The organism is Alcanivorax sp. HI0083 (assembly GCF_001635175.1).
Window position 1 is genome coordinate 1 of sequence record NZ_LWFX01001186.1, and the last position, 20,236, is coordinate 20,236.

Annotated in this window: 18 protein-coding genes; 12 read left to right on the forward strand and 6 right to left on the reverse strand. The window is 59.4% G+C overall.

Annotated elements, in window-relative coordinates:
* A partial coding sequence (tsf, locus tag A3754_RS17065) for a translation elongation factor Ts (protein WP_082904797.1) occupies positions 1-846 on the reverse strand: 846 nt, incomplete at its 3' end.
* Between the two features lie 66 nt (positions 847-912).
* Positions 913-1,671 carry a 30S ribosomal protein S2 gene (rpsB, locus tag A3754_RS17070; protein ID WP_039925878.1) on the reverse strand — a complete coding sequence of 253 codons (759 nt, stop codon included), beginning with the start codon at positions 1,669-1,671 and terminating at the stop codon, positions 913-915.
* Between the two features lie 298 nt (positions 1,672-1,969).
* On the opposite strand from rpsB, the gene map reads away from it, so the two are divergent.
* The 11 genes from map (at position 1,970) to ccoM (ending at position 14,785) form a co-directional block, all read left to right on the forward strand.
* Positions 1,970-2,764 (forward strand): type I methionyl aminopeptidase, encoded by a 795-nt coding sequence (gene map / locus A3754_RS17075; RefSeq protein WP_063520657.1) that lies wholly within the window; start codon positions 1,970-1,972, stop codon positions 2,762-2,764.
* Complete coding sequence (locus A3754_RS17080; RefSeq protein ID WP_063520658.1) at positions 2,765-5,437, forward strand: [protein-PII] uridylyltransferase; 2,673 nt, start codon at positions 2,765-2,767, stop codon at positions 5,435-5,437.
* Between the two features lie 4 nt (positions 5,438-5,441).
* Positions 5,442-6,635, forward strand: a complete 1,194-nt coding sequence (gene dapC / locus A3754_RS17085) for a succinyldiaminopimelate transaminase (RefSeq protein ID WP_063520659.1) — start codon at positions 5,442-5,444, stop codon at positions 6,633-6,635.
* Between the two features lie 96 nt (positions 6,636-6,731).
* On the forward strand, positions 6,732-7,079 hold the full coding sequence (locus A3754_RS17090) for an ArsC family reductase (protein WP_063520670.1): 348 nt from the start codon (positions 6,732-6,734) through the stop codon (positions 7,077-7,079).
* An 88-nt stretch (positions 7,080-7,167) separates the two neighbouring features.
* Complete coding sequence (dapD, locus tag A3754_RS17095; protein WP_063520660.1) at positions 7,168-8,202, forward strand: 2,3,4,5-tetrahydropyridine-2,6-dicarboxylate N-succinyltransferase; 1,035 nt, start codon at positions 7,168-7,170, stop codon at positions 8,200-8,202.
* Between the two features lie 161 nt (positions 8,203-8,363).
* Complete coding sequence (gene dapE, locus A3754_RS17100; RefSeq protein WP_063520661.1) at positions 8,364-9,497, forward strand: succinyl-diaminopimelate desuccinylase; 1,134 nt, start codon at positions 8,364-8,366, stop codon at positions 9,495-9,497.
* Positions 9,498-9,626: 129 nt separating this feature from the next.
* Complete coding sequence (locus A3754_RS17105; RefSeq protein WP_063520662.1) at positions 9,627-9,827, forward strand: DUF1656 domain-containing protein; 201 nt, start codon at positions 9,627-9,629, stop codon at positions 9,825-9,827.
* Between the two features lie 18 nt (positions 9,828-9,845).
* Positions 9,846-10,724 (forward strand): HlyD family secretion protein, encoded by an 879-nt coding sequence (locus tag A3754_RS17110; RefSeq protein ID WP_063520663.1) that lies wholly within the window; start codon positions 9,846-9,848, stop codon positions 10,722-10,724.
* A 10-nt stretch (positions 10,725-10,734) separates the two neighbouring features.
* On the forward strand, positions 10,735-12,831 hold the full coding sequence (locus A3754_RS17115) for an FUSC family protein (protein WP_063520664.1): 2,097 nt from the start codon (positions 10,735-10,737) through the stop codon (positions 12,829-12,831).
* Between the two features lie 121 nt (positions 12,832-12,952).
* On the forward strand, positions 12,953-14,554 hold the full coding sequence (locus A3754_RS17120; protein WP_063520665.1) for an aldehyde dehydrogenase family protein: 1,602 nt from the start codon (positions 12,953-12,955) through the stop codon (positions 14,552-14,554).
* Positions 14,555-14,656: 102 nt separating this feature from the next.
* On the forward strand, positions 14,657-14,785 hold the full coding sequence (ccoM, locus tag A3754_RS28750; protein WP_255363141.1) for a cytochrome c oxidase subunit CcoM: 129 nt from the start codon (positions 14,657-14,659) through the stop codon (positions 14,783-14,785).
* 53 nt (positions 14,786-14,838) lie between these two features.
* Here ccoM and A3754_RS17125 read toward each other — a convergent pair whose 3' ends face one another.
* Positions 14,839-15,150 (reverse strand): hypothetical protein, encoded by a 312-nt coding sequence (locus A3754_RS17125; RefSeq protein ID WP_063520666.1) that lies wholly within the window; start codon positions 15,148-15,150, stop codon positions 14,839-14,841.
* Between the two features lie 24 nt (positions 15,151-15,174).
* Positions 15,175-16,065 (reverse strand): Dyp-type peroxidase, encoded by an 891-nt coding sequence (locus A3754_RS17130; protein WP_063520667.1) that lies wholly within the window; start codon positions 16,063-16,065, stop codon positions 15,175-15,177.
* Positions 16,066-16,234: 169 nt separating this feature from the next.
* Here A3754_RS17130 and plsB point away from each other — a divergent pair, with 169 nt between their 5' ends.
* Positions 16,235-18,736: a glycerol-3-phosphate 1-O-acyltransferase PlsB gene (gene plsB / locus A3754_RS17135; protein WP_063520668.1), complete on the forward strand. Its 2,502-nt coding sequence runs from the start codon at positions 16,235-16,237 to the stop codon at positions 18,734-18,736.
* Positions 18,737-18,876: 140 nt separating this feature from the next.
* Here plsB and A3754_RS17140 read toward each other — a convergent pair whose 3' ends face one another.
* Positions 18,877-19,620 (reverse strand): class I SAM-dependent methyltransferase, encoded by a 744-nt coding sequence (locus tag A3754_RS17140; RefSeq protein ID WP_082872233.1) that lies wholly within the window; start codon positions 19,618-19,620, stop codon positions 18,877-18,879.
* A partial coding sequence (locus tag A3754_RS17145) for an undecaprenyl-diphosphate phosphatase (RefSeq protein WP_063520669.1) occupies positions 19,617-20,236 on the reverse strand: 620 nt, incomplete at its 5' end. The genes A3754_RS17145 and A3754_RS17140, both read right to left, overlap by 4 nt.

Sequence of the window (20,236 nt, forward strand, 5' to 3'; positions counted from 1 at the left end):
GAAGTCGACTTCTTCTTTCTCGATACCTTCGCCGACAACCAGACGCTCGAAAGCGACGATTTCAGCACCGGCCGCTTTAACCAGCGCACCGACAGTGGTATTCGGATCTTTCACGAACGGCTGGTCCAGCAAGCTCACTTCTTTCAGGAACTTGTTGATACGGCCGCCGAGCATTTTCTCAACGATCTCAGCCGGCTTGCCTTCCATATCAGGCTGGGCGCGGATGATCTCTTTCTCTTTTTCCAGCACTTCAGCGGGAACCTGATCGCCACTGATGACCATCGGGTTAACCGCCGCCACGTGCATGGCAACATCTTTACCCAGCTCGGCATCGCCACCTTTCAGGGCAACGAGAACACCGATACGGCCGCCGTGAACGTAAGCGCCAATGGCACCTTCCGCTTCCAGCTTGGCAGCACGACGGATCTGGATGTTTTCACCGATTTTCTGAACCAGCGCCTGACGGGCCTGTTCAACGGTCGCCCCGTCGTCCAGAGTCAGTTCGCCAATCTTGGCGGCGTCGGTTTCACCTGCGGCCAGAGCAGCGCCAGCTACTTTGTCACAGAAGCCCAGGAAGTTTTCATCACGGGCAACGAAATCGGTTTCGGAGTTGATTTCCACCATCACGCTAACGGTGTTTGCGTCGTTGGTAGCAATCACCACACCGCCTTCAGCAGCGGTGCGGCCGGCTTTCTTGGCCGCTTTGGCCTGGCCGGATTTACGCATATCGTCGATGGCTTTTTCGATATCGCCATCTGCTTCAACCAGCGCCTTCTTGCACTCCATCATGCCAAGACCGGTACGCTCACGAAGCTCTTTAACCATTGCAGCAGTAACAGCAGCCATGATTATCCTCTTAACTTTGGTATGTTTCGGTAAAGCGGGCGAGCCAGCGGCTCGCCCACCGATAGATTAACCTTCGGCTTTTTCGCCCTGGGCTTCATCTGCTACCTCGACGAACTCGCTCTCGCCACCGGTCTGGTTCTGGGCGTACTGCTTGCCTTCCAGAATCACGTCAGCTGCGGCTTTCACATACAGCTGAATGGCGCGGATTGCGTCGTCGTTGCCGGGAATGACGTAATCAACGCCGTCCGGGTTGGAGTTGGTATCAACCACTGCAACAACCGGGATCCCCAGCTTGCGAGCTTCCTGCAGCGCGATGTCTTCGTGATCCACGTCGATCACGAACAGTGCGTCAGGCAGGCCGCCCATGTCCTTGATACCACCGATAGAACGCTCGAGCTTGTCCATCTCGCGCTTGCGCATCAGGGCTTCTTTCTTGGTCAGTTTGTCAAAAGTGCCATCCTGGAACTGGGCTTCCAGCTCACGATAACGCTTGATGGACTGACGAATGGTTTTCCAGTTGGTTAGCATGCCGCCCAACCAACGGTGATCCACATAGGGCATACCGCAACGCTGGGCTTCTTCGCTCACCGCTTTCTGCGCCGCACGCTTGGTACCAACAAACAGGATCTTGTTGTTGCTGGCCGCCAGCTTGTTCAGGAACGCCATGGCGTCGTTGAACAGGGGCAGGGTCTGCTCCAGGTTGATGATGTGAATCTTGTTGCGGGCGCCGAAGATGTAAGCATTCATCTTCGGATTCCAGTAACGGGTTTGGTGACCGAAGTGCACGCCCGCTTTCAGCATATCGCGCATAGTTACGCTAGACATTGTTAGTACTCCACTTTGGGTTAGGCCTCCACGCCCCCGCATAAACCCAACCAAATCGGTCCAACTTACAGACCAGAAGGCACCCAGGGCTATGTGACGGGGCATGTGTGATTTCCTTCCCCACTCATCGGCGGTTACAATGCGACACCGTCGTCTGTTGACCGACGCAGAGCGGGAAAGCGCGCGCTTTATACCACAGCCGCCCCTCACAGGCAACGCAAAGGTGTCTACCCGGCCCAAAATGCTTTGCCCAAGCCCCGCCCAACTCACTGAAAAAGCAGGAGTTTCCCCAAGCCTCATGAATGTCGTCATTAAAACCCCCGAGCAAATCGAGCAAATGCGTGAAGCGGGCAAGCTGGCCGCCGAAGTCCTGGAAATGATCGGCGAGTACGTCAAACCGGGGGTCACCACCGAGGAACTGGACCGCATCTGCCACGACCATATCGTCAACAAACAGCAGGCGATTCCTGCGCCTCTGGGCTATGGCGGCGCCCCCGGTCGCATGCCCTTCCCCAAATCGGTATGCACCTCGGTGAACCATGTGGTCTGCCACGGCATTCCCAGCGACCGCAAAGCCCTGAAAACAGGCGATATCGTCAATATCGATGTCACTGTCATCAAGAACGGCTGGCATGGCGACACCTCGAAGATGTTTTACGTGGGCGAGCCCTCTGTGCTGGCCCGCCGGCTGGTGGAAACTACCCGCGAATGCATGTTGGCCGGTATTCGCATGGTCCGGCCCGGCATACAGCTCGGCGACATTGGTCATCGGATTCAAAAAATGGCCGAGGGCGAACGCTTCTCTGTGGTCCGCGAATACTGCGGTCACGGCATCGGCGAGGGCTTCCATGAAGAACCCCAGGTGGTGCACTACGGCAAGCCTGGCACGGGTCTTGAATTACAGGAAGGCATGGTGTTCACCATCGAACCCATGATCAACGCCGGCAAAGCCGCCAATAAACTGCTGCCCGACGCCTGGACCGTGGTCACCAAAGACCGCAAGTTGTCCGCGCAGTGGGAGCACACCATCGCGGTCACCGCCGATGGCTATGAAGTACTCACCGCCCGCAGCGAAGAAACGGACCTCTATTAAGTGTCATTGCTACCCGCAATATCCCAGGACTCCCTGCTCGACGCCTTGCAGGAAAGCGCCCAGCCGGGCCAATACGCCCGCCAGTATCTGGCCCAGGGCCAGGAGCGGCTGAATCAGACCTTTGAGGCCACCGACATTACCGAGCTGGTCCAGACAAGAGCCACAATGGTGGACCAGGTGATGATCGCAGCCTGGTCCCTGTTTGGTCTGTCCGACCGCGATGACGTAGCGCTGGTGGCTGTCGGCGGCTACGGCCGCGGGGAATTGCACCCCTGCTCCGATGTGGATCTGCTGGTGCTGCTCGCCGACACCCCGGAACAGGCGCTGTGCGACAACCTTGAGCGGTTCGTGGCCTTTCTTTGGGATATGGGCCTGGAAATCGGCCATGCGGTGCGCACCCTGGACGAATGCGTGGAGCTGGCGCGGGAAGACATTACCGTGGCCACCAATATCATGGAAGCGCGCACTCTCGCCGGCAACGACACCCTGCGCGGGCAGCTGGAAGACCGCACCGGCCCGGAGCACATGTGGGATTCTGCCGCCTTCTTCGCCGCCAAATGGGAAGAACAGACCGCCCGACACAAGCGCTTCAATGACACCGAATACAATCTCGAACCCGACCTGAAAAATGCCCCGGGCGGCCTGCGCGACGTGCAAATGATCGCTTGGGTCGCCAAGCGTCACTTCAACGCCGACAGCCTGGAAGCCCTGGTCAGCGACGGCTTCCTTACCCCGGAAGAATACGGCGTGCTGCGCAAATGCCTGGATTACCTCTGGGAAGTGCGCTGGCAGCTGCATGTCCAGACCGAGCGCAACGAAAACCGCCTGTTGTTCGATCACCAGCGCCAGCTTGCGGACCGGCTGGGCCATGAAGATTCCAGTGCCAACCTGGCAGTGGAACATTTCATGAAAGGCTTCTACCGGGTGGCCCTGGCCCTGTCCGTGCTCAACGAAATGCTGCTGCAGCTATTTGATGAAGTCATTCTGCGCAGCGACACCCAGGAGCAGGTACGCCCGCTCAATCGCCGTTTCCAGGTGCGCAACGATTACCTGGAAATCAGCAACCCGGAAGTGTTCGAGCATCACCCCAGCGCCCTGCTGGAGGCCTTTGTGCTGATGGCCCAGAACCCGGACCTGAAAGGCATTCGCGCCTCCACCGTCCGCGCGCTGATCTACAATCGCCGCCAGATCGACGACGCCTTCCGTAACAACCCGGTCAACACAGACCTGTTCATGCAGCTGTTGCGCAGCCCCCATGCCCTGTTCTCCCAGCTGCGCCGCATGAAACGCTACGGCATCCTGGGCAAGTACCTTCCGGAATTCGGCGGCATCATCGGCATGATGCAGTACGACCTCTTCCATATTTACACCGTGGATGCCCACACCCTGCTGGTGATCAAGAACATGCGCCGGCTGCGCTACGAAGACCTGCGCGAAGAATTCCCGCTGGCCAGCGAAGTGTTCTATCGCCTGCCCAAGCCCGAGTTGCTGTACGCCTCCGGCCTCTATCACGATATCGCCAAGGGCCGCGGTGGCGACCATTCCGAACTCGGCGCGGACGATGCCATCGCTTTCTGCCAACGCCACGGTCTCACCGCCTGGGACGGCAAGCTGGTGGCCTGGCTGGTACGCAACCACCTGACCATGAGCGTCACCGCCCAACGCAAGGACATCTCCGATCCGGACGTGGTCTACGATTTTGCCCGCAAGGTGGGCGATCTGGTGCACCTGGATTATCTCTACGTGCTCACCGTGGCCGACATCAACGCCACCAACCCGACCCTGTGGAATTCCTGGCGCGCCTCCCTGTTACGTCAGCTGTACACCGAAACCAAGCGCGCCCTGCGCCGTGGCCTGAACAACCCGGTGGAAAAACAGGACTGGATCGACGAAACCCGCGACGCTGCCCTGCGCCTGCTCACAGACCGCGACCACGACGGCGCCAAAATCGAAGCACTGTGGAGCAACATCGGCGACGAATACTTCCTGCGGGAAACCCCACGGGATATTTCCTGGCACACCGAAGCGCTGCTCGACCGGGAAGACCCGGACGATCCGCTGGTACTGATTCGCGAATCGAGCCAGAGCGTGCTGGCCGGCGGATCGCAGATCTTTATTTACACTCCGGACACCCGCAACCTGTTCAGCGCCACCGTGAACGCCCTGGACAGCCTGGGCCTGACCATCATGGACGCGCGCATTATCACCAGCGCGGACGGCTTCAGCCTGGACACCTACATCGTGCTCGATGAGCACGGCACGCCTATCGGCGAAGACTGGGCGCGCATCGAGCAAATCCGCAAGACGCTCACCGAAACCCTGAAGCACCCGGACCGTTATGCCACCACGGTGAGCCGCCGCATGCCCCGGCGCAACAAACACTTTGATGTGCCCACCCAGGTAGTGATCAGCAACGACATCGTCAACGACCGTACCGCCGTGGACATCCAGACCCTGGACCGCCCCGGCCTGCTGGCTCATATCGGGCGCATCTTCATGCGCTTCGAGATTCTGGTGCAGAATGCCCGCATTGCCACCCTGGGCGAACGCGCCGAAGACGTTTTCTTCATTACCGACCTTGATGGCGAGCCGGTTTCCGACCCGACGTTGTGCCAGGAACTGCAGCAGACCCTCAAGCAAGAACTCGACGACAAGAACAACGGAAACACCTGACCCTATGAACCCAGATCTGGAACGGTTGCACCCCTACCCGTTTGAAAAATTGAAGACCCTGTTCAGCGGCTTGCCCCAATCGGACAAGTCGCCCATTGCCCTGTCCATCGGCGAGCCCAAACACCCGTCGCCGGATTTTGTGCAGCAGGTATTAAAAGACTCCACCGCGCGGCTAGCCAACTACCCGACCACCGCCGGTATCCCGGAATTGAGTGAGGCCATCGGCCAGTGGCTCAAGCGCCGCTTTCACCTGCAAGATATCGACCCGGCCAGCCAGGTGTTGCCGGTAAACGGCACCCGGGAAGCCCTGTTTTCCTTTACCCAGGCGGTGGTGGATCGCCAGCGCCAGCCGCTGGTGCTGATGCCCAATCCCTTCTACCAGATTTACGAAGGCGCCACGCTGTTGGCCGGTGGCGAGCCCATGTACCTGCCTTGCACCGACGCCACAGGCCTACAACCGGACTTCGATGCGGTCAGTGAAGACACCTGGACCCGTACCCAGCTGCTGTTTATTTGTACCCCGGGCAACCCTACCGGGGCCACGCTCAGCAAGGCCCAGCTCAAGGCCCTGATTCAGCTGGCGGATAAGTACGATTTTGTTATCGCCTCAGACGAATGCTATTCGGAAATCTATCGCGACACCCCTCCCACCGGGCTGCTGGAAGCCTGCGCCGAGATGGGCCGTCACGACTACCGCCGTTGCGTGGTCTTCCACTCCCTGTCCAAGCGCTCCAATCTGCCCGGGCTGCGCTCCGGTTTTGCCGCCGGCGACAGCGAAGTGCTGCAACGGTTTCTGCGTTACCGCACCTATCACGGTTGTGCCATGCCCATTCATCACCAGCTGGCCAGCATCGCCGCCTGGAATGACGAAAAACATGTACAAACCAACCGGGCACTGTATCGGGAAAAATTCGACGCAGTACTGGACATTCTTGGCGGCCCCCTTAAGGTATCCGCCCCGGCAGCGGGCTTCTATTTGTGGCCTAAAACGCCCATCAGTGACGAAGCTTTCGCCCAGCGTTTGCAGGCCGAACACAACGTCACCGTGTTACCCGGCCGCTATTTATCACGCACCATCAATGGTAAAAACCCGGGGGAAAACCGGGTACGCATGGCGCTGGTGGCCCCGCTGGAGGAATGTATTGAAGGCGCCCAGCGGATCAAGGCGTTGCTGGATGAGTTACAAGATGAAAGTTAAACGTTGAAAAGCGCGAGACAGGCTGAAGCAGGAATAATAACCGTGCCCGCGTTTCAACTTTGAACTTTGAACTTTCAACTGCTTTATAGGTTTTCCATGGAACTGACCGTCTTCGGTATCAAGAACTGCGATACCATGAAGAAAGCCATGAAATGGCTGGATGACAACGGCGTGGCCTATCACTTTCACGACTACAAGAAAGAAGGCGTGCCGGAACAACGATTACGCCAATGGCTGGAAGCCCTGGGTTGGGAAACCGTGATCAACAAACGCGGCACCACTTGGCGCAAACTGGACGATGCTGTCAAGGAATCCATGAACACGGAGAAATCCGTCAATCTGGCCATGGAAAATGCGTCTGTCATCAAGCGCCCGATTTTGCAAAGCAACGATTTCATTCTCGCCGGCTTCAAGGCCGACGAGTGGGAAACCACATTGAAATAACGCCGGACGCCCAACGCCGGATGCCCGACACTACCGATCAACGTCCGGCTTCAGGCACAAGGCCTCCAGCTCGACGTCAGGAGACATCATGAGTAATTTTTTCGCCATCGCACTGGGTTGCGGCACCAAGAACCGTAACGACAACTGGCTCGAAGTCTTTTACCCGGATCCGGCTCTTAACCCGGACGCCAAGCTGATCGACGTGATTCGCGACGAGCTGGATTACCAGGGCGGCAACGCAGCCATGGAGCTGACCCACCGCCAGGTTCAGCATATTGCCCGCGAATGGCGTGACGCCGGTTTTGAGCACGAAGCCAGCTATGCCGTTGCGTTTCAGGAATCCGATCGCCCGGTGGTGCTGACTGTGCTGGAAACAGACGCCGAGCCTGCCACCACCCCGGAAGCCTATCTCAAGCTGCACTTGATCTCGCACCGCCTGGTGAAACCCCACGGCGTTAACCTGTCCGGCATGTTCCCGCTGCTGCCCAACGTGGCCTGGACCAATGAAGGTGCCGTGGACCTGGAAGAGCTGCCCGAGCGTCAACTGCTGGCCCGCCTGAACGGCAAGGTGCTGGAAGTGAACAGCGTGGACAAGTTCCCCAAGATGACCGACTACGTGGTGCCCGCCGGCGTGCGTATCGCCGATACCTCACGGGTTCGCCTGGGCGCTTATGTGGGCGAAGGCACCACCATCATGCACGAAGGCTTCATCAACTTTAACGCCGGCACTGAAGGCCCGGGCATGATCGAAGGCCGCATCTCCGCTGGCGTGTTTGTGGGCAAAGGCTCCGACATCGGCGGTGGCGCGTCCACCATGGGCACCCTGTCCGGCGGCGGCAACATCATCATTTCCCTGGGCGAAGGCTGCCTGCTGGGCGCCAATGCCGGCACCGGCATTCCGCTGGGCGATCGCTGCACCATCGAAGCCGGCCTGTACATCACCTCCGGCTCCAAGGTGCAACTGCTGGACGACAAGGGCGAAATTGCCAACACAGTGAAAGCCCGCGACCTGGCTGGCCAATCCGACCTGCTGTTCCGTCGTGACACCCTCAGCGGTGCCGTGCAGTGCCTCACCAACAAGAGCGCCATTGCCCTGAACGAAGAGCTGCATAAGCATAACTAACGCAACACGCGGTACGCTTCACGCAACACGCCGGCGTGTCCGCATAATCTCTGTAGGAGCACCTCTCGAGGTGCGAACCAGCCACCGGGGTTCTCCCAAACCGGTTCGCACCTCGAGAGGTGCTCCTACAGCGGCTTCGAATCACCGATACTGGAATACCCATGTCCCGCACCCTCGACTACACCAAGGAACTCATCCGCCGCGCGTCCGTCACGCCTGAAGACGAAGGCTGTCAGGACTGGATGATCGAAAAGCTCGAAGCGCTGGGATTCGAATGTGAAACCCTGTGGTTCGGGGAAGTGCGCAACCTGTGGGCCCGTCGCGGCAAGCAGGGGCCGGTATTCGCTTTCGCCGGCCATACCGATGTGGTGCCCACCGGCGACGTCGCCACCTGGAAATACGATCCGTTCACCCCCACCGAGGAAGGCGACCTGCTGTACGGGCGCGGGACCGCCGACATGAAAGGCTCCATCGCCGCCATGATGGTGGCCATGGAAGACTTTATCGCCGCCCACCCGGACCATAACGGCAGCCTGGCTTTTCTGATCACCGCCGACGAAGAAGGGCCATCGGTTAACGGCACCGTCAAGGTGGTGGAACACCTGCAGGCTCGCCAGGAACACATGGATTACTGTCTGGTTGGGGAGCCGTCATCCACCAACATTGTCGGTGACGTGATCAAGAACGGTCGCCGGGGCTCGCTGGGCGCCAGGCTCACCGTAAAAGGCATCCAGGGCCATGTGGCCTACCCGCATCTGGCCCGCAACCCGGTACATGATGTGGCCCCGGCACTGGCGGAACTGGCAACCACCGAGTGGGATCAGGGTAACGATTTTTTTCCTGCCACCAGTTTCCAGATTTCCAACATCAACGGCGGCACCGGTGCCACCAACGTGATTCCCGGCACCTGCGAAATCATTTTCAATTTCCGTTTCTCCACTGAGCTCACCGACGCCATTCTGCGCGAGCGCACCGGAGCCATCTTTGACAAACATGGCCTGGACTATGATCTGCAATGGACCCTGTCCGGCCAGCCGTTTCTCACCGACCGCGGCGCTCTGGTGGACGCGGCCGTCAATGCCATCCGCGATGTCACCGAGCTGGACACCGAACTGTCCACCGCCGGCGGCACCAGCGATGGCCGCTTTATCGCCCCCACCGGCACGCAAGTGGTGGAGCTGGGCCCCACCAACGCCACCATCCACAAGGTGGACGAGCACACCAGCATCAGCGAACTGGACACCCTGACGCAGATCTATCAGCGGCTGCTCCAGCACCTGATGACCTCAGTATAAATATCCCCGGCGCTTCTGCCTGAATGCCCTGACCCAAAACGTGGACGTATCAGGCAGGCGCAGCAGCCTGCTACAAATTCAGGCAAACTGCCCCTACTATAAAAGCTCCATCACGGATCGGAAGGCACCATGTGGCTGCATGAAATCCCCGTGGGCGGCATGCTGTTCAGCCCCATGGTATTACTGGTGCTGCTGGCACTGGCGCTTACCCTGATGACTTACCTGCTGCTGAGACAGCTGGGCTGGCATCGCCAAGTCTGGAAAGGTGCCTGGTTCTACCTTTCCCTGTTCGTCTGTTTTGTTGCTCTTTCACTGCGGCTATTGAGCTGACTGACACAAGGACGCGCCATGCAACAATCGCTTCGAATTCTGGTCACCGTCGTTCTGGTCATCCTGGCCCTGATCGCCGGCAACTGGGTATGGAACTACTACCTTTACGCGCCCTGGACCCGGGACGGCAAAGTGCGGGCAGAAATCATCACCCTGTCGCCAGATGTCTCCGGCTGGGTCCGTGAACTCAACATTGAAGACAATCAGAGCGTCAGCCAGGGCGACCCGCTGTTCCGCATCGATGACACCCGCTACCAGGCCGCGTTGGCCAAGGCCGACGCCCAGCTGCTCTACCAGCAGGAAGCCCTGCGCCTTGCCCAGCACCAGTATCAGCGCCGCCAGGAGCTGCACCGCAGCAGCAATAACAGCATCAGCAAGGAAGCCCTGGAGAGCGCCAGCATTCAGGCTCAACTGGCCAAAGCCAATGTAGCCCTGGCCAAGGCCGAACGAGACAGCGCCAACATCAATCTTGAGCGCACTCGCATTCATGCCCCGGCGGACGGCACCATCGTCAACCTGACCCTGCAGCAAGGCAATTTTGTCAATCAGGGCAGCCCGGTGGTTTCCATGGTCAAAGCCGACAGTTTCTATGTCACCGGTTATTTCGAGGAAACCAAATTGCCACTGGTGCACGTGGGTCAGGACGCCTCCGTGATCCTCATGAATGGCTCGCGCACCCTGCAGGGAAAAGTCACCAGCGTGGGTCAGGCCATCGCCAATGCCAACACCCAGACCGACCGGCAGCTGCTCCCGCAGGTACAGCAGACCTTCAACTGGGTGCGGCTGGCCCAGCGCATTCCGGTGCACATCGAACTGGAGTCAATCCCTGATGACATCCTGCTGGCCGCCGGCATGACCGCCACCGTGCGCCTGCACGACGCACCCACCACGCAATGATTGACCTGCCATGACTTTGCCGCCCCGCCTGGCTGTCATTCTCACACCGGAGCGCCATTCCGTGCTCTTTGCGCTCAAGGGCATTATTGCCATGAGCCTGGCGCTTTACCTGGCAATGCTCATGCAGCTTGAGCGGCCCTACTGGGCGCTTATTTCTGCGGTGTTTCTGCAGGTCCGGCCGGAAACCGGCCTGGTGATTGAAAAGGGCCTGTGCCAGATCGGCGGCACACTGGTGGGCGGCGCCATGGGTCTGTTGATCCTGGCCACCTTGCTGCCCTACCCGTTCATGGCACTGTTGGCCCTGACCCTGTGGATCGGCCTCAATGCGGCGGCTTCTGCCTGGGTACGGCAAGCCAATTTCATTTATGGCTTTGCCATGGCCGGCATCACTGCAACGCTGATTGTGGTGATCTCCATCGCCAACCCCACCACGACCTCCAGCGTTGGCATTTTTCATGTGGCCAATGCCCGTGTTAGCGAAATTATTGTCGGCGCGGTTTGCGCAACCCTGGTCAGCAACCTGCTGTGGCCTGCCCGCGTCAGCCACCTGCTGCAGAAGCACGCCCGTGGCGCCCTCAACCAAACCCTTGCCTACCTGGAACTGGAACTCAATCCGGCAGGCACCCACTCCCAGCGCCACATTCAGGTAGACACCCTGCTGCAAAGCATTTTCCCGCTGAGTGATGACAGCAGCGCCGTCCTCTACGAAGGCGCCCAGGGCCCGGGAAGGGCCCGCGCTGCCACCGTTATCTGCCACAAGACCCTGTCGTTGATCGCCCGCATCCGGGTCATCGGCCGCCTGATGCGCAACCACAGTGACTTGCTGACACCCGCCCTGCAGGACATGCTCGAATCGCTGCGCCAATCCTTCAAACGCATGCGCGAAACCCAGTCCGCCGAAGACGCCATGGAAGAAGTACAGCGTCTGCGCCAGCAATTACGAACCGCCAGCGGCGAACAGGACGACGACGCCTCCCCGCTGCAACGACGCTTTTTCCAGGTCGCCCTGAACCTGACCGCCGACATTATTCTCGCTCTGGAAGCCAACCGCGCCCTGCATTTCAGCAAGGACATGCAACTGCGCCCGCAGGGTCTCAAACCCTACCGTGACCTGCAGATCGCCGCCGCCGTGGGGATTCGCAGCGCCCTGGTATTCATGATTGCTGCCGGACTGTGGATCGGCACAGCCAGCCCCATGGCCATCATGTTGATGATCATGCCGGTGATCTTCACCATCCTGTTTGCCCGCCTGCCCGAACCGGATGTGGTGCTGCGCCGGGCCACCATCACCTCAGTGCTCGCGGCACCCGTTGCCCTGTTTTTCACCCTGCCCCTGCTGGCCCTGAGCAACGGTGACTTTCCGTTACTGATCCTGATTCTTGGCGCACCGCTGTTCGTGGCGCTACTGGCCATCAGCAATCCGACCACCCTGGCCTACGGCCTGGGGTTCTGCACTCCGTACATCATCCTGGTGCAGCCCGGTAACGCCATGGATTTTGATGTGGCCCGCGTAGCCAGCAACGGCCTGGCCATTACCGGTGGTATCTTTATCGCCTACATGATGTTCAGGCTGATTACGCCCCCCAATGGCCCGGGCCTGCGCCGGCGGCTGATTCGCGGTACCGCCCAGGACCTGGCGATGATTGGCCATCATCGCCACCGTATTAACGAAGAAGGCTTCAACGCCCGCATGGCAGATCGTCTTCGCTGGCTCACTATCTGTGACAAGGCCCTGCCCGAAGAACGCCGTCACTTTACCGATCTGGGGCTGACCGGCCTCAACCTGGGCCAGGTTTCCCTATGGGTACAAGGACGTATCAATACCCAGTCGTCCCCCGCACTGCAAGACAGCGCAGCACGGTGGCAGCAGTCCCTGGCGGATGCCTACCAGGCCTGCGCCCGAGGGCATTGCGATGACCGTTTTCGCGCCGACTCCGAACGCCTGAAAACCGCCATGGCCGAGGCCGGCAACATGGAGCAGCGGAACCAGGAACTGATTGCCGGGGCCGTGGAACGCATCGCCCTGACCTTCGAGCGGATGGCCGCGCGCCTCGCCGGGACCGCAGAGCTGGATGCCCCAGCTGCGAACACGTCAGGTAGCCGCTAGCCGGAGCGCCCTAAATTCCTGTCGACAGGCCCTAGCCAGCGTGTTTACTCTATGTTTCCCTAACGCCCCGAATAGCCTGCGGGCCGCCCACTGCGGCCTGCCGTGATGGAGTCCCCTTCACATGACTGCACAAGAAAAGCTGACCGCCAAGGTGGTGGTCGATACCAACCCCGCCACTGGCACCGCCGTCGCCGAACTGAGCGAAACCAACCTGGACGCCTTGCCTCAAATGCTGGCCAAGGCCCGCGAGGCACAAGCCATCTGGGCGGCCAAATCCTTCAAGGAACGGGCTCGCCATATTCAGATGATGCGCAGCTACATCGTCGATCGTGCGGATGATCTGGCGCGCACCGTCAGCGAAAGCAACGGCAAAACCCTCACCGATGCCCTGGCCACCGAAGTGTTGCCCTGTGCCCTGGCCTGCAAGTGGTATGCAAAAAACGCCGAGCATTACCTGAAAGAGCGTAACCGCCCTGCTGGCAGCATCCTGTTCTTCAACAAGCGCACCCACATGCTGCGCGTGCCACTGGGCGTGGTGGGCATCATCAGCCCCTGGAACTACCCCTTGTCGATTCCCTTCGGCGAAATCGTCATGGCCCTGATGGCCGGCAATGGCGTGATGCTGAAAGTGGCCGCCGCCACTCCGGCGGTAGGCCGCGCCATCGAACAAATCGTCGCGGCCGGCGAACTTCCCCAAGGCCTGTTCCAACACATCGTCGGCTCTGGTTCCAAAGTGGCCACCGGTTTTTTCGATAACGGCATCGACAAGCTGTTCTTCACCGGCTCGGTACCTGCGGGCAAAACGTTGATGGCCCAGGCCGCGCAAACGCTGACACCGGTTTCCCTGGAGCTGGGCGGCAATGACCCCATGCTGGTGCTGGAAGACGCGGATCTGGAGCGTGCCACCAACGGCGCCGCCTGGGCCGGCTACCAGAATGCTGGGCAAAGCTGTGGCGGCGTGGAACGCGTCTATGTGGTGGATGCGGTGTACGACCAATTCGTGGACTTGCTGGCCAAGAAGACTCGCCAACTGCGCCACGGCATCGGCTGCAACAGTTTTGATGTGGATATCGGCAGCCTGACCACGGCCGGTCAGCTGCGCACCGTGCAGCAACACGTGGAAGATGCGTTGGCCAAAGGCGCCCGCATCGAAGCCCAGTCACGCCCGGTGGGCAATGTGGAAAACGGCTTCTTCTTCCCCGCCACCCTGCTCACCCAGGTCACCGACGACATGCTTACCATGTGCGATGAAACCTTTGGCCCGTTGATCGCAGTACAACGTGTGGCCAATGAAGAAGAGGCCATTCGCAAAGCCAACGATTCGCATCTGGCGCTGACCTCCTCGGTGTGGACCAAAGACAACAAACGCGGCCGAGCCATTGCCGCCCGGTTGCAATCCGGGGTTACCACCGTAAACGATCATCTTTACAGCCACGGCCTGTCCGAAACCCCCTGGGGTGGCGGGAAGGAATCCGGCATTGGCCGCACCCATGGCCCGGAAGGGCTGGAAGAAATGACGCAGGCGAAAGTGGTGAACTGGGATATTCTGCCGTCCAAACGCAATATTTTCTGGTACCCGTTTGATCAAGCCACCTACAACGGCATCAAGAACGCCCTGCTGTTCGTTTTCCCGTCCAGCGTTGGCCAGTGGCTCGGCGCCTCATTGAAGCTCACGCCCTTCCTGGTGAAGAAAATGTTCACCGGCTGGAAAACCGGCGACTAGGTCTGTGTCGCTACCGGCTTCCGGTGGCAAATGTTGACCTGCATCATCACTATCCTCCCGGAACCTGTCATGCTACCGAGACAGGCTCCGGGAGGATTTTTTATGTATATGGACAGCGTGGTTCTGGCAGGAATCGCCGTGATTGCCGGCATTCTGGTCTTTGCGGGCAGTTTTGCCCTGTTTATCTGGCTGGATTCCGGCGACGACGACACACAGAACGGGAAAGACTGACGCCAGGCACCCTGCTCGTCATACGCTTTCGCTTTGTAGCGCTCGGCAGGGACTCAGCAGGGATAGTCTGGCGATTGCAGGCAGCGCTCGCGCAACTGCTCCGGTGTACTTGCCGAGGGTTCCTGTCGACGATTGCCACCCTGGCAGATGACTTCCAGCTCCCCTTTTTCCGGGGCCGCCCGCTCGATGGTATACCCCACCCCACCACAGGCCCGCTGCGCCGCATTAAGGCATTCGCTCCACTGCGGGCAAAACACACCAAACTGCCCCGGATAGGACTGCACCACCTGGGTGCCACCGGTTTCACACCCTGCCAGCAGCGCCAACAAACAGGCCAGCGAAGGACCAGAAACACAGCTCTTCATGGTACGCCCCCAATATACGCTGAATCAGAGCGCATCCAGCCAATCCTGGGACGGGGCATACCACCAGGAGCCCATCACCGGCCGGGTAAATTCCAGCAACCGATCTTTCACTGAGTCATCCGCAATGCCATACATGCGTCGCAGCAGAAAATCATAACGGTCCAGCTCGCAACAAAACGCCAGGAAATACAGGCCATGCTGGCCGCTGTCACCGTAAGGGACCGACCGCCGCCACATTTTCTGCGCTACACCATCCCGGTCGACATCGACGCGTCCTACGTGGGCATCTGCGGGCATGCGCTCATCATCGAACTCCACGGCGTCTTCCTTGGTCCGGCCAAACACATTTTCCTGCTCACTGACCGGTAACCGGTTGAACTTGCCCAGGTCATGAATCCATTTCTGGGTCAGCACCCAACTACCGCCCGCGCCGGGGTGCGGCTCAGCGATAAAAGTCGCCTGTTCCGCCTTTTCCCCGGTGGGGTTGCCGATGCCATCCACAAAACCGGTCAAATCGCGCATGTCGTGGTACACAAAGGCGGTTAGCTCAAGCTGGGTCGCGAGCAGGTCACCCACCGCCTGGCGTACCAGCATGCTGGTATCGAACAGGTCTCCCGCCTCCCGGGCCTGCACCCACACCCACAAATCCCCCTGGGTGGCCGGAATGTGCCCCTCCAAAGAAAAAGGCGGAAAACTGAAGCGCGAATCAAAGCAGGCCCAGAGATCTGGCCCGAAACCCAGTAAAACCGGCGTCTTTTCACTCTTCAGCGCAACCAGATCACGCAGGGCCTGGCGCAATGACTCGGTCTTGTGGCCACTGCCAAGACTGAACTCGAAAAACCCATGATGGGCATAACTGCGGTCAAAAATACCGGATTGCGGTGTCGACACCGGAGGCTCCTTCACTCTGTCCATGGCGGGGAATAATTCCCACAATTATAGCAGGTCGAATCAGCGCCGGCCCCTGCCATACGCTCGTTGTCGTCCAGTCGCAGCAATTTTGAAACAAATTGAAATATCCGCTGGTGTTCCAGGCTCAGGGCTTTCGATACACTTGGCTCACATTCGTTAACTGTATCCGACTATGACACCTTGGCTTGGCCTGGATCGACTAGGCTTCTTCCTCATACGCGTATTTTTACGCCTGTGCACCCGCGCCAATGCGCTCCCTTCGGATCCCAAGGAACTGCAGCTTGCTGCCAATACTCCGGTGGTCTATGTACTCAGCGACCGCTCTGCTGCCGACGCAGCCGTGGCGGACCAGACCGCCCGGCAGCTGGGGCTCTCTTCTGCCCTGCGCGGCCTGACACTGGGAAAAACCCACCTCAACCACAGTTATTTTCAGCTTTACCGCCGCCAACTGGGTAACCGCCGTCAGCGCCGGGCGGTGTCCCCTCCCCGGCTGGAAAAACTGGTTGCAGCCCTGCGTGCCAACCCGGAAGCCGATGTACAGCTTGTGCCCGTCTCCGTGTTCTGGGGGCGCCGCCCGGAAAAAGAAAACTCCATGTGGCGCATCCTGTTTTCGGATAACTGGTCTCCGGCCGGGTTTATCAAGAAATTCTTCATCATCATCACCCAGGGCCGCCAACTATACGTGCAGTTCAGCCGCCCCATGTCCCTGCGCACCCTGGTTGACCAGTGCCAGAAAGACGACCAGGCCGTGCGCAAGGCATCGCGCATCCTGCGGGTGCACTTTCGCCGTCAGCAGGAAGCGGCCATCGGCCCCGACCTGTCACACCGGCGCACCCTGACCAATACCGTGGTCGATTCCATACCGGTGCGAGAAGTGATTCGCGCTGAAGCGAAGCGTCAGGACGTCAGTGAAGAAAAGCTGGAAGCCAAGGCTCGCGGTTACGCCATGGAAATTGCGGCCGACTACTCCCACACCGTAATCCGAACCCTGGAGCTGTTTCTGAACTGGGTGTGGAACCGGCTGTATGGCGGCATTCGCCTCTACAACATGGACAACCTGACCAAGGTGGCCGGCGATCACGAAATTATCTACGTGCCCTGCCATCGCAGCCACATTGACTACCTGCTGCTGTCCTTCGTGATGTTTCGCAACGGCCTGGTACCACCGCATATTGCCGCCGGCATCAACCTGAACCTGCCCATTGTGGGCACTATTCTGCGTCGCGGCGGCGCCTTCTTCATGCGCCGCAGCTTCCGTGACAACCCCCTGTACGCCGCCGTATTCAGCGAATACCTGCACACCATTACAGCACGTGGCTTTTCCATCGAATATTTTGTGGAAGGCGGGCGTAGCCGCAGCGGCCGTATGCTCAAACCCCGTACCGGCATGCTCGCCATGACCGTACGCAGCTTCCTGCGTGATTCACGCAAGCCAATCGCGTTTGTGCCCGTCTATGTGGGCTACGAAAAAGTGATTGAGGCCGGCTCATACATCGGTGAATTGCACGGCAAGAAAAAGCAGAAGGAATCCGTGGGCGGATTGATGAAATCACTCTCCGTGCTACGTAGCCACTTTGGCCAGGTGCACCTGAACTTCGGTGAACCGATCAAGCTGGTGGACTATCTGGACGGCCATAACCCGAAATGGCGCAATGAAACCGTGGCCCCCGGTGACAATCCACCCTGGTTCAAACATGCGGTGGAAGAACTGGGACAAGAGGTGGTCGAATCCATCAATGCTGCCGCTGTGGCGAACCCGGTCAATCTGCTCAGCCTGGCGTTGCTGGCCTCTCCCAAGCACACCATGGATATTGCCCAGCTTCGTCAGCAACTGGACCTGTATATTTCCCTGCTCAAACAAGCGCCTTACAGTGACAACGCGGCACTAGCCAACGATGACGCCAGTGCCATTATTGAGTACGGCCTGGAGCACGACTTCCTGGAACGTATTGAACACAAGCTGGGCGACGTGGTTACCACCGATGAAAAAACCGCCCTGCAAATGGCGTACGTGCGCAACAACAGTCTGCACCTGTTCATTCTGCCGGGCCTGATCTGCTCGCTGGTAATGAATGCACGATCCATCAGCATGGATGTACTGCAAAGCATGGTGCGTCTGCTCTATCCTTTCCTGCGTAACGAGTACTTCCTGCACTGGCAGGATGACGAGGAACTGGCAGCTGCCGTCAATAATATCGTCACCGTCCTGCAGCAGGAACAACTGATCGGCCGTGAAAATGACTGCCTGCACGGTGCCGCGATTCATACCCACGAATCCGACATGCTGGACCATCTTGGCCAGACCGTAATGCCCTCTTTGGAGCGTTACTACCTGACCATCCGGCTGCTGGTGCAATATGGGTCCGGCATGCTTACCGCCGAACAGCTAGGGGAACTGGCCCACCAGACAGCCCAGCGCCTTTCTTTGCTGTACGAATTCAACTCTCCGGAATTCTTCGACAAGGTAGTGCTGAAGAACTTTATCGCCCAGCTCTACACCACCGGCCTGGTCACCCCCGGCGGCAGCGGCGCACTGGAATTCAGTGAGAAACTGGAAGCACTGGATGACGAGGCTAACCGTATTCTCAGCCCCGATATCAGTGACGCCATTCGGCGTGTCACCCGGGTAAGCAATTTAGGCAACCTGCTTACCGCCTCTTCTGACGGCTCCTGATCATGCCGGCCACCGCCAACGGTGGCCAGTATAAACGCCGGCACCGCCGCCCCTCTCTTATCAAGATACCCGGGAATAAAGCCAGGGTATTAGCGAACCGGTCGTGGGGACGTGATTACTGAGAGGAGTAGTGAGCTGGCTCAGGTGCACGTATAGATATCGAAGCGCACCGCCTTGCCTTTCTGGCTGAACGACGGCTCGATGTCAGCCAGATAGCTCGCCTTTACCGGGCGTTTTACGACGACACGGGCGGGGGAAAGGGAGCGGGCCCAGTCCAGTAGCTGCTCCTCTTCAGCCTTGTCCGGATAGGGACAAAGCCGCTGCAACCACTGCAAGTCTTTCTTTACCGCAGCACTTTTTTCCCGAGCTGGAAACATGGGATCCAGATACACAGCGTGGAGAGCCCGCGGCTCAGTAGTTCTGCTGTCCTCGCACGCCAGCAACTGCATGTTGGCAACCAGGCCGGCTGGCGCTCTTTGCAGGCCATCCGCAAGCATGGCATGAAGAATCGGCGAACGTTCCGCCAGCAACACCTGAAACCCTGCCTGCGCCATCAGCGCGGCATCACGACCGAGACCAGCGGTGGCATCGAGCACCCGGATCCGCTCGTCTTTGGGCTTGCCCAGCGCCTTGATCAGGCGCTCGTGCCGCACCCGCTCAGTCGTTAGCCGGTAGCCCTGCTTTCCGTCACAGAAGCTAACCGCCAGCGGCGTTTCCTTACCCTGCGGACGCCACAGGCTCAGGCACGCATTATGCCAGCCCAGCACCAGTTCGAGCGAGCGAGCACAGGCCTGCGCTTCGTTTTCCACCGGCGCACCCGGCAAGCCTGACGGGCAACCGGGTAACAGACCGAGCACAGTGTCCAGAGAGCCACTCAGGGTCATGCCAGCCAGAACAACAGGGCCACGCCCAGAATCAGCCGATAGATGACAAACGGCAGCATGCCGATGCGCTCCAGCAGGCGAATGAAGAACACAATCGTCAGGTAAGCCGTCACCGCGCTAACCACGACACCCAGGGCCATCATCGCCCAGTCCACCGCGATTTGTTGTTCGATCAGATCTTTGGTTTTCAGCAGCCCCGCGCCCAGAATCACCGGTATGGACAGCAAAAAGGAAAAACGCGCCGCGTCTTCACGGCGATACCCCAATGCCAGCGCCGCGGTAATGGTGATGCCGCTACGCGAGGTGCCTGGGATCAACGCCAGCGCCTGGGCCAGGCCGATAAAAATGGCGCCGGCAATACCCAACCGGGCCAGCGAAAACGCCCGCTTGCCGAAGGCATCAGATGCCCATAACAGAGCCCCGAATACCAACGTAGTGATGGCAATCACCAGCGCCGAGCGCAATTCCTGCTCAATAAAATCATCACCAAGAAAACCGAACGCCACAGCCGGAATGGTGGCCAGCACCACCAGTAACCCCAGCTTCAGGTCATCATTCATTTGCCGCTGCTGCACCGCCACGCCAGCGCCGCCTACCATGGCCACCAGATCACGGC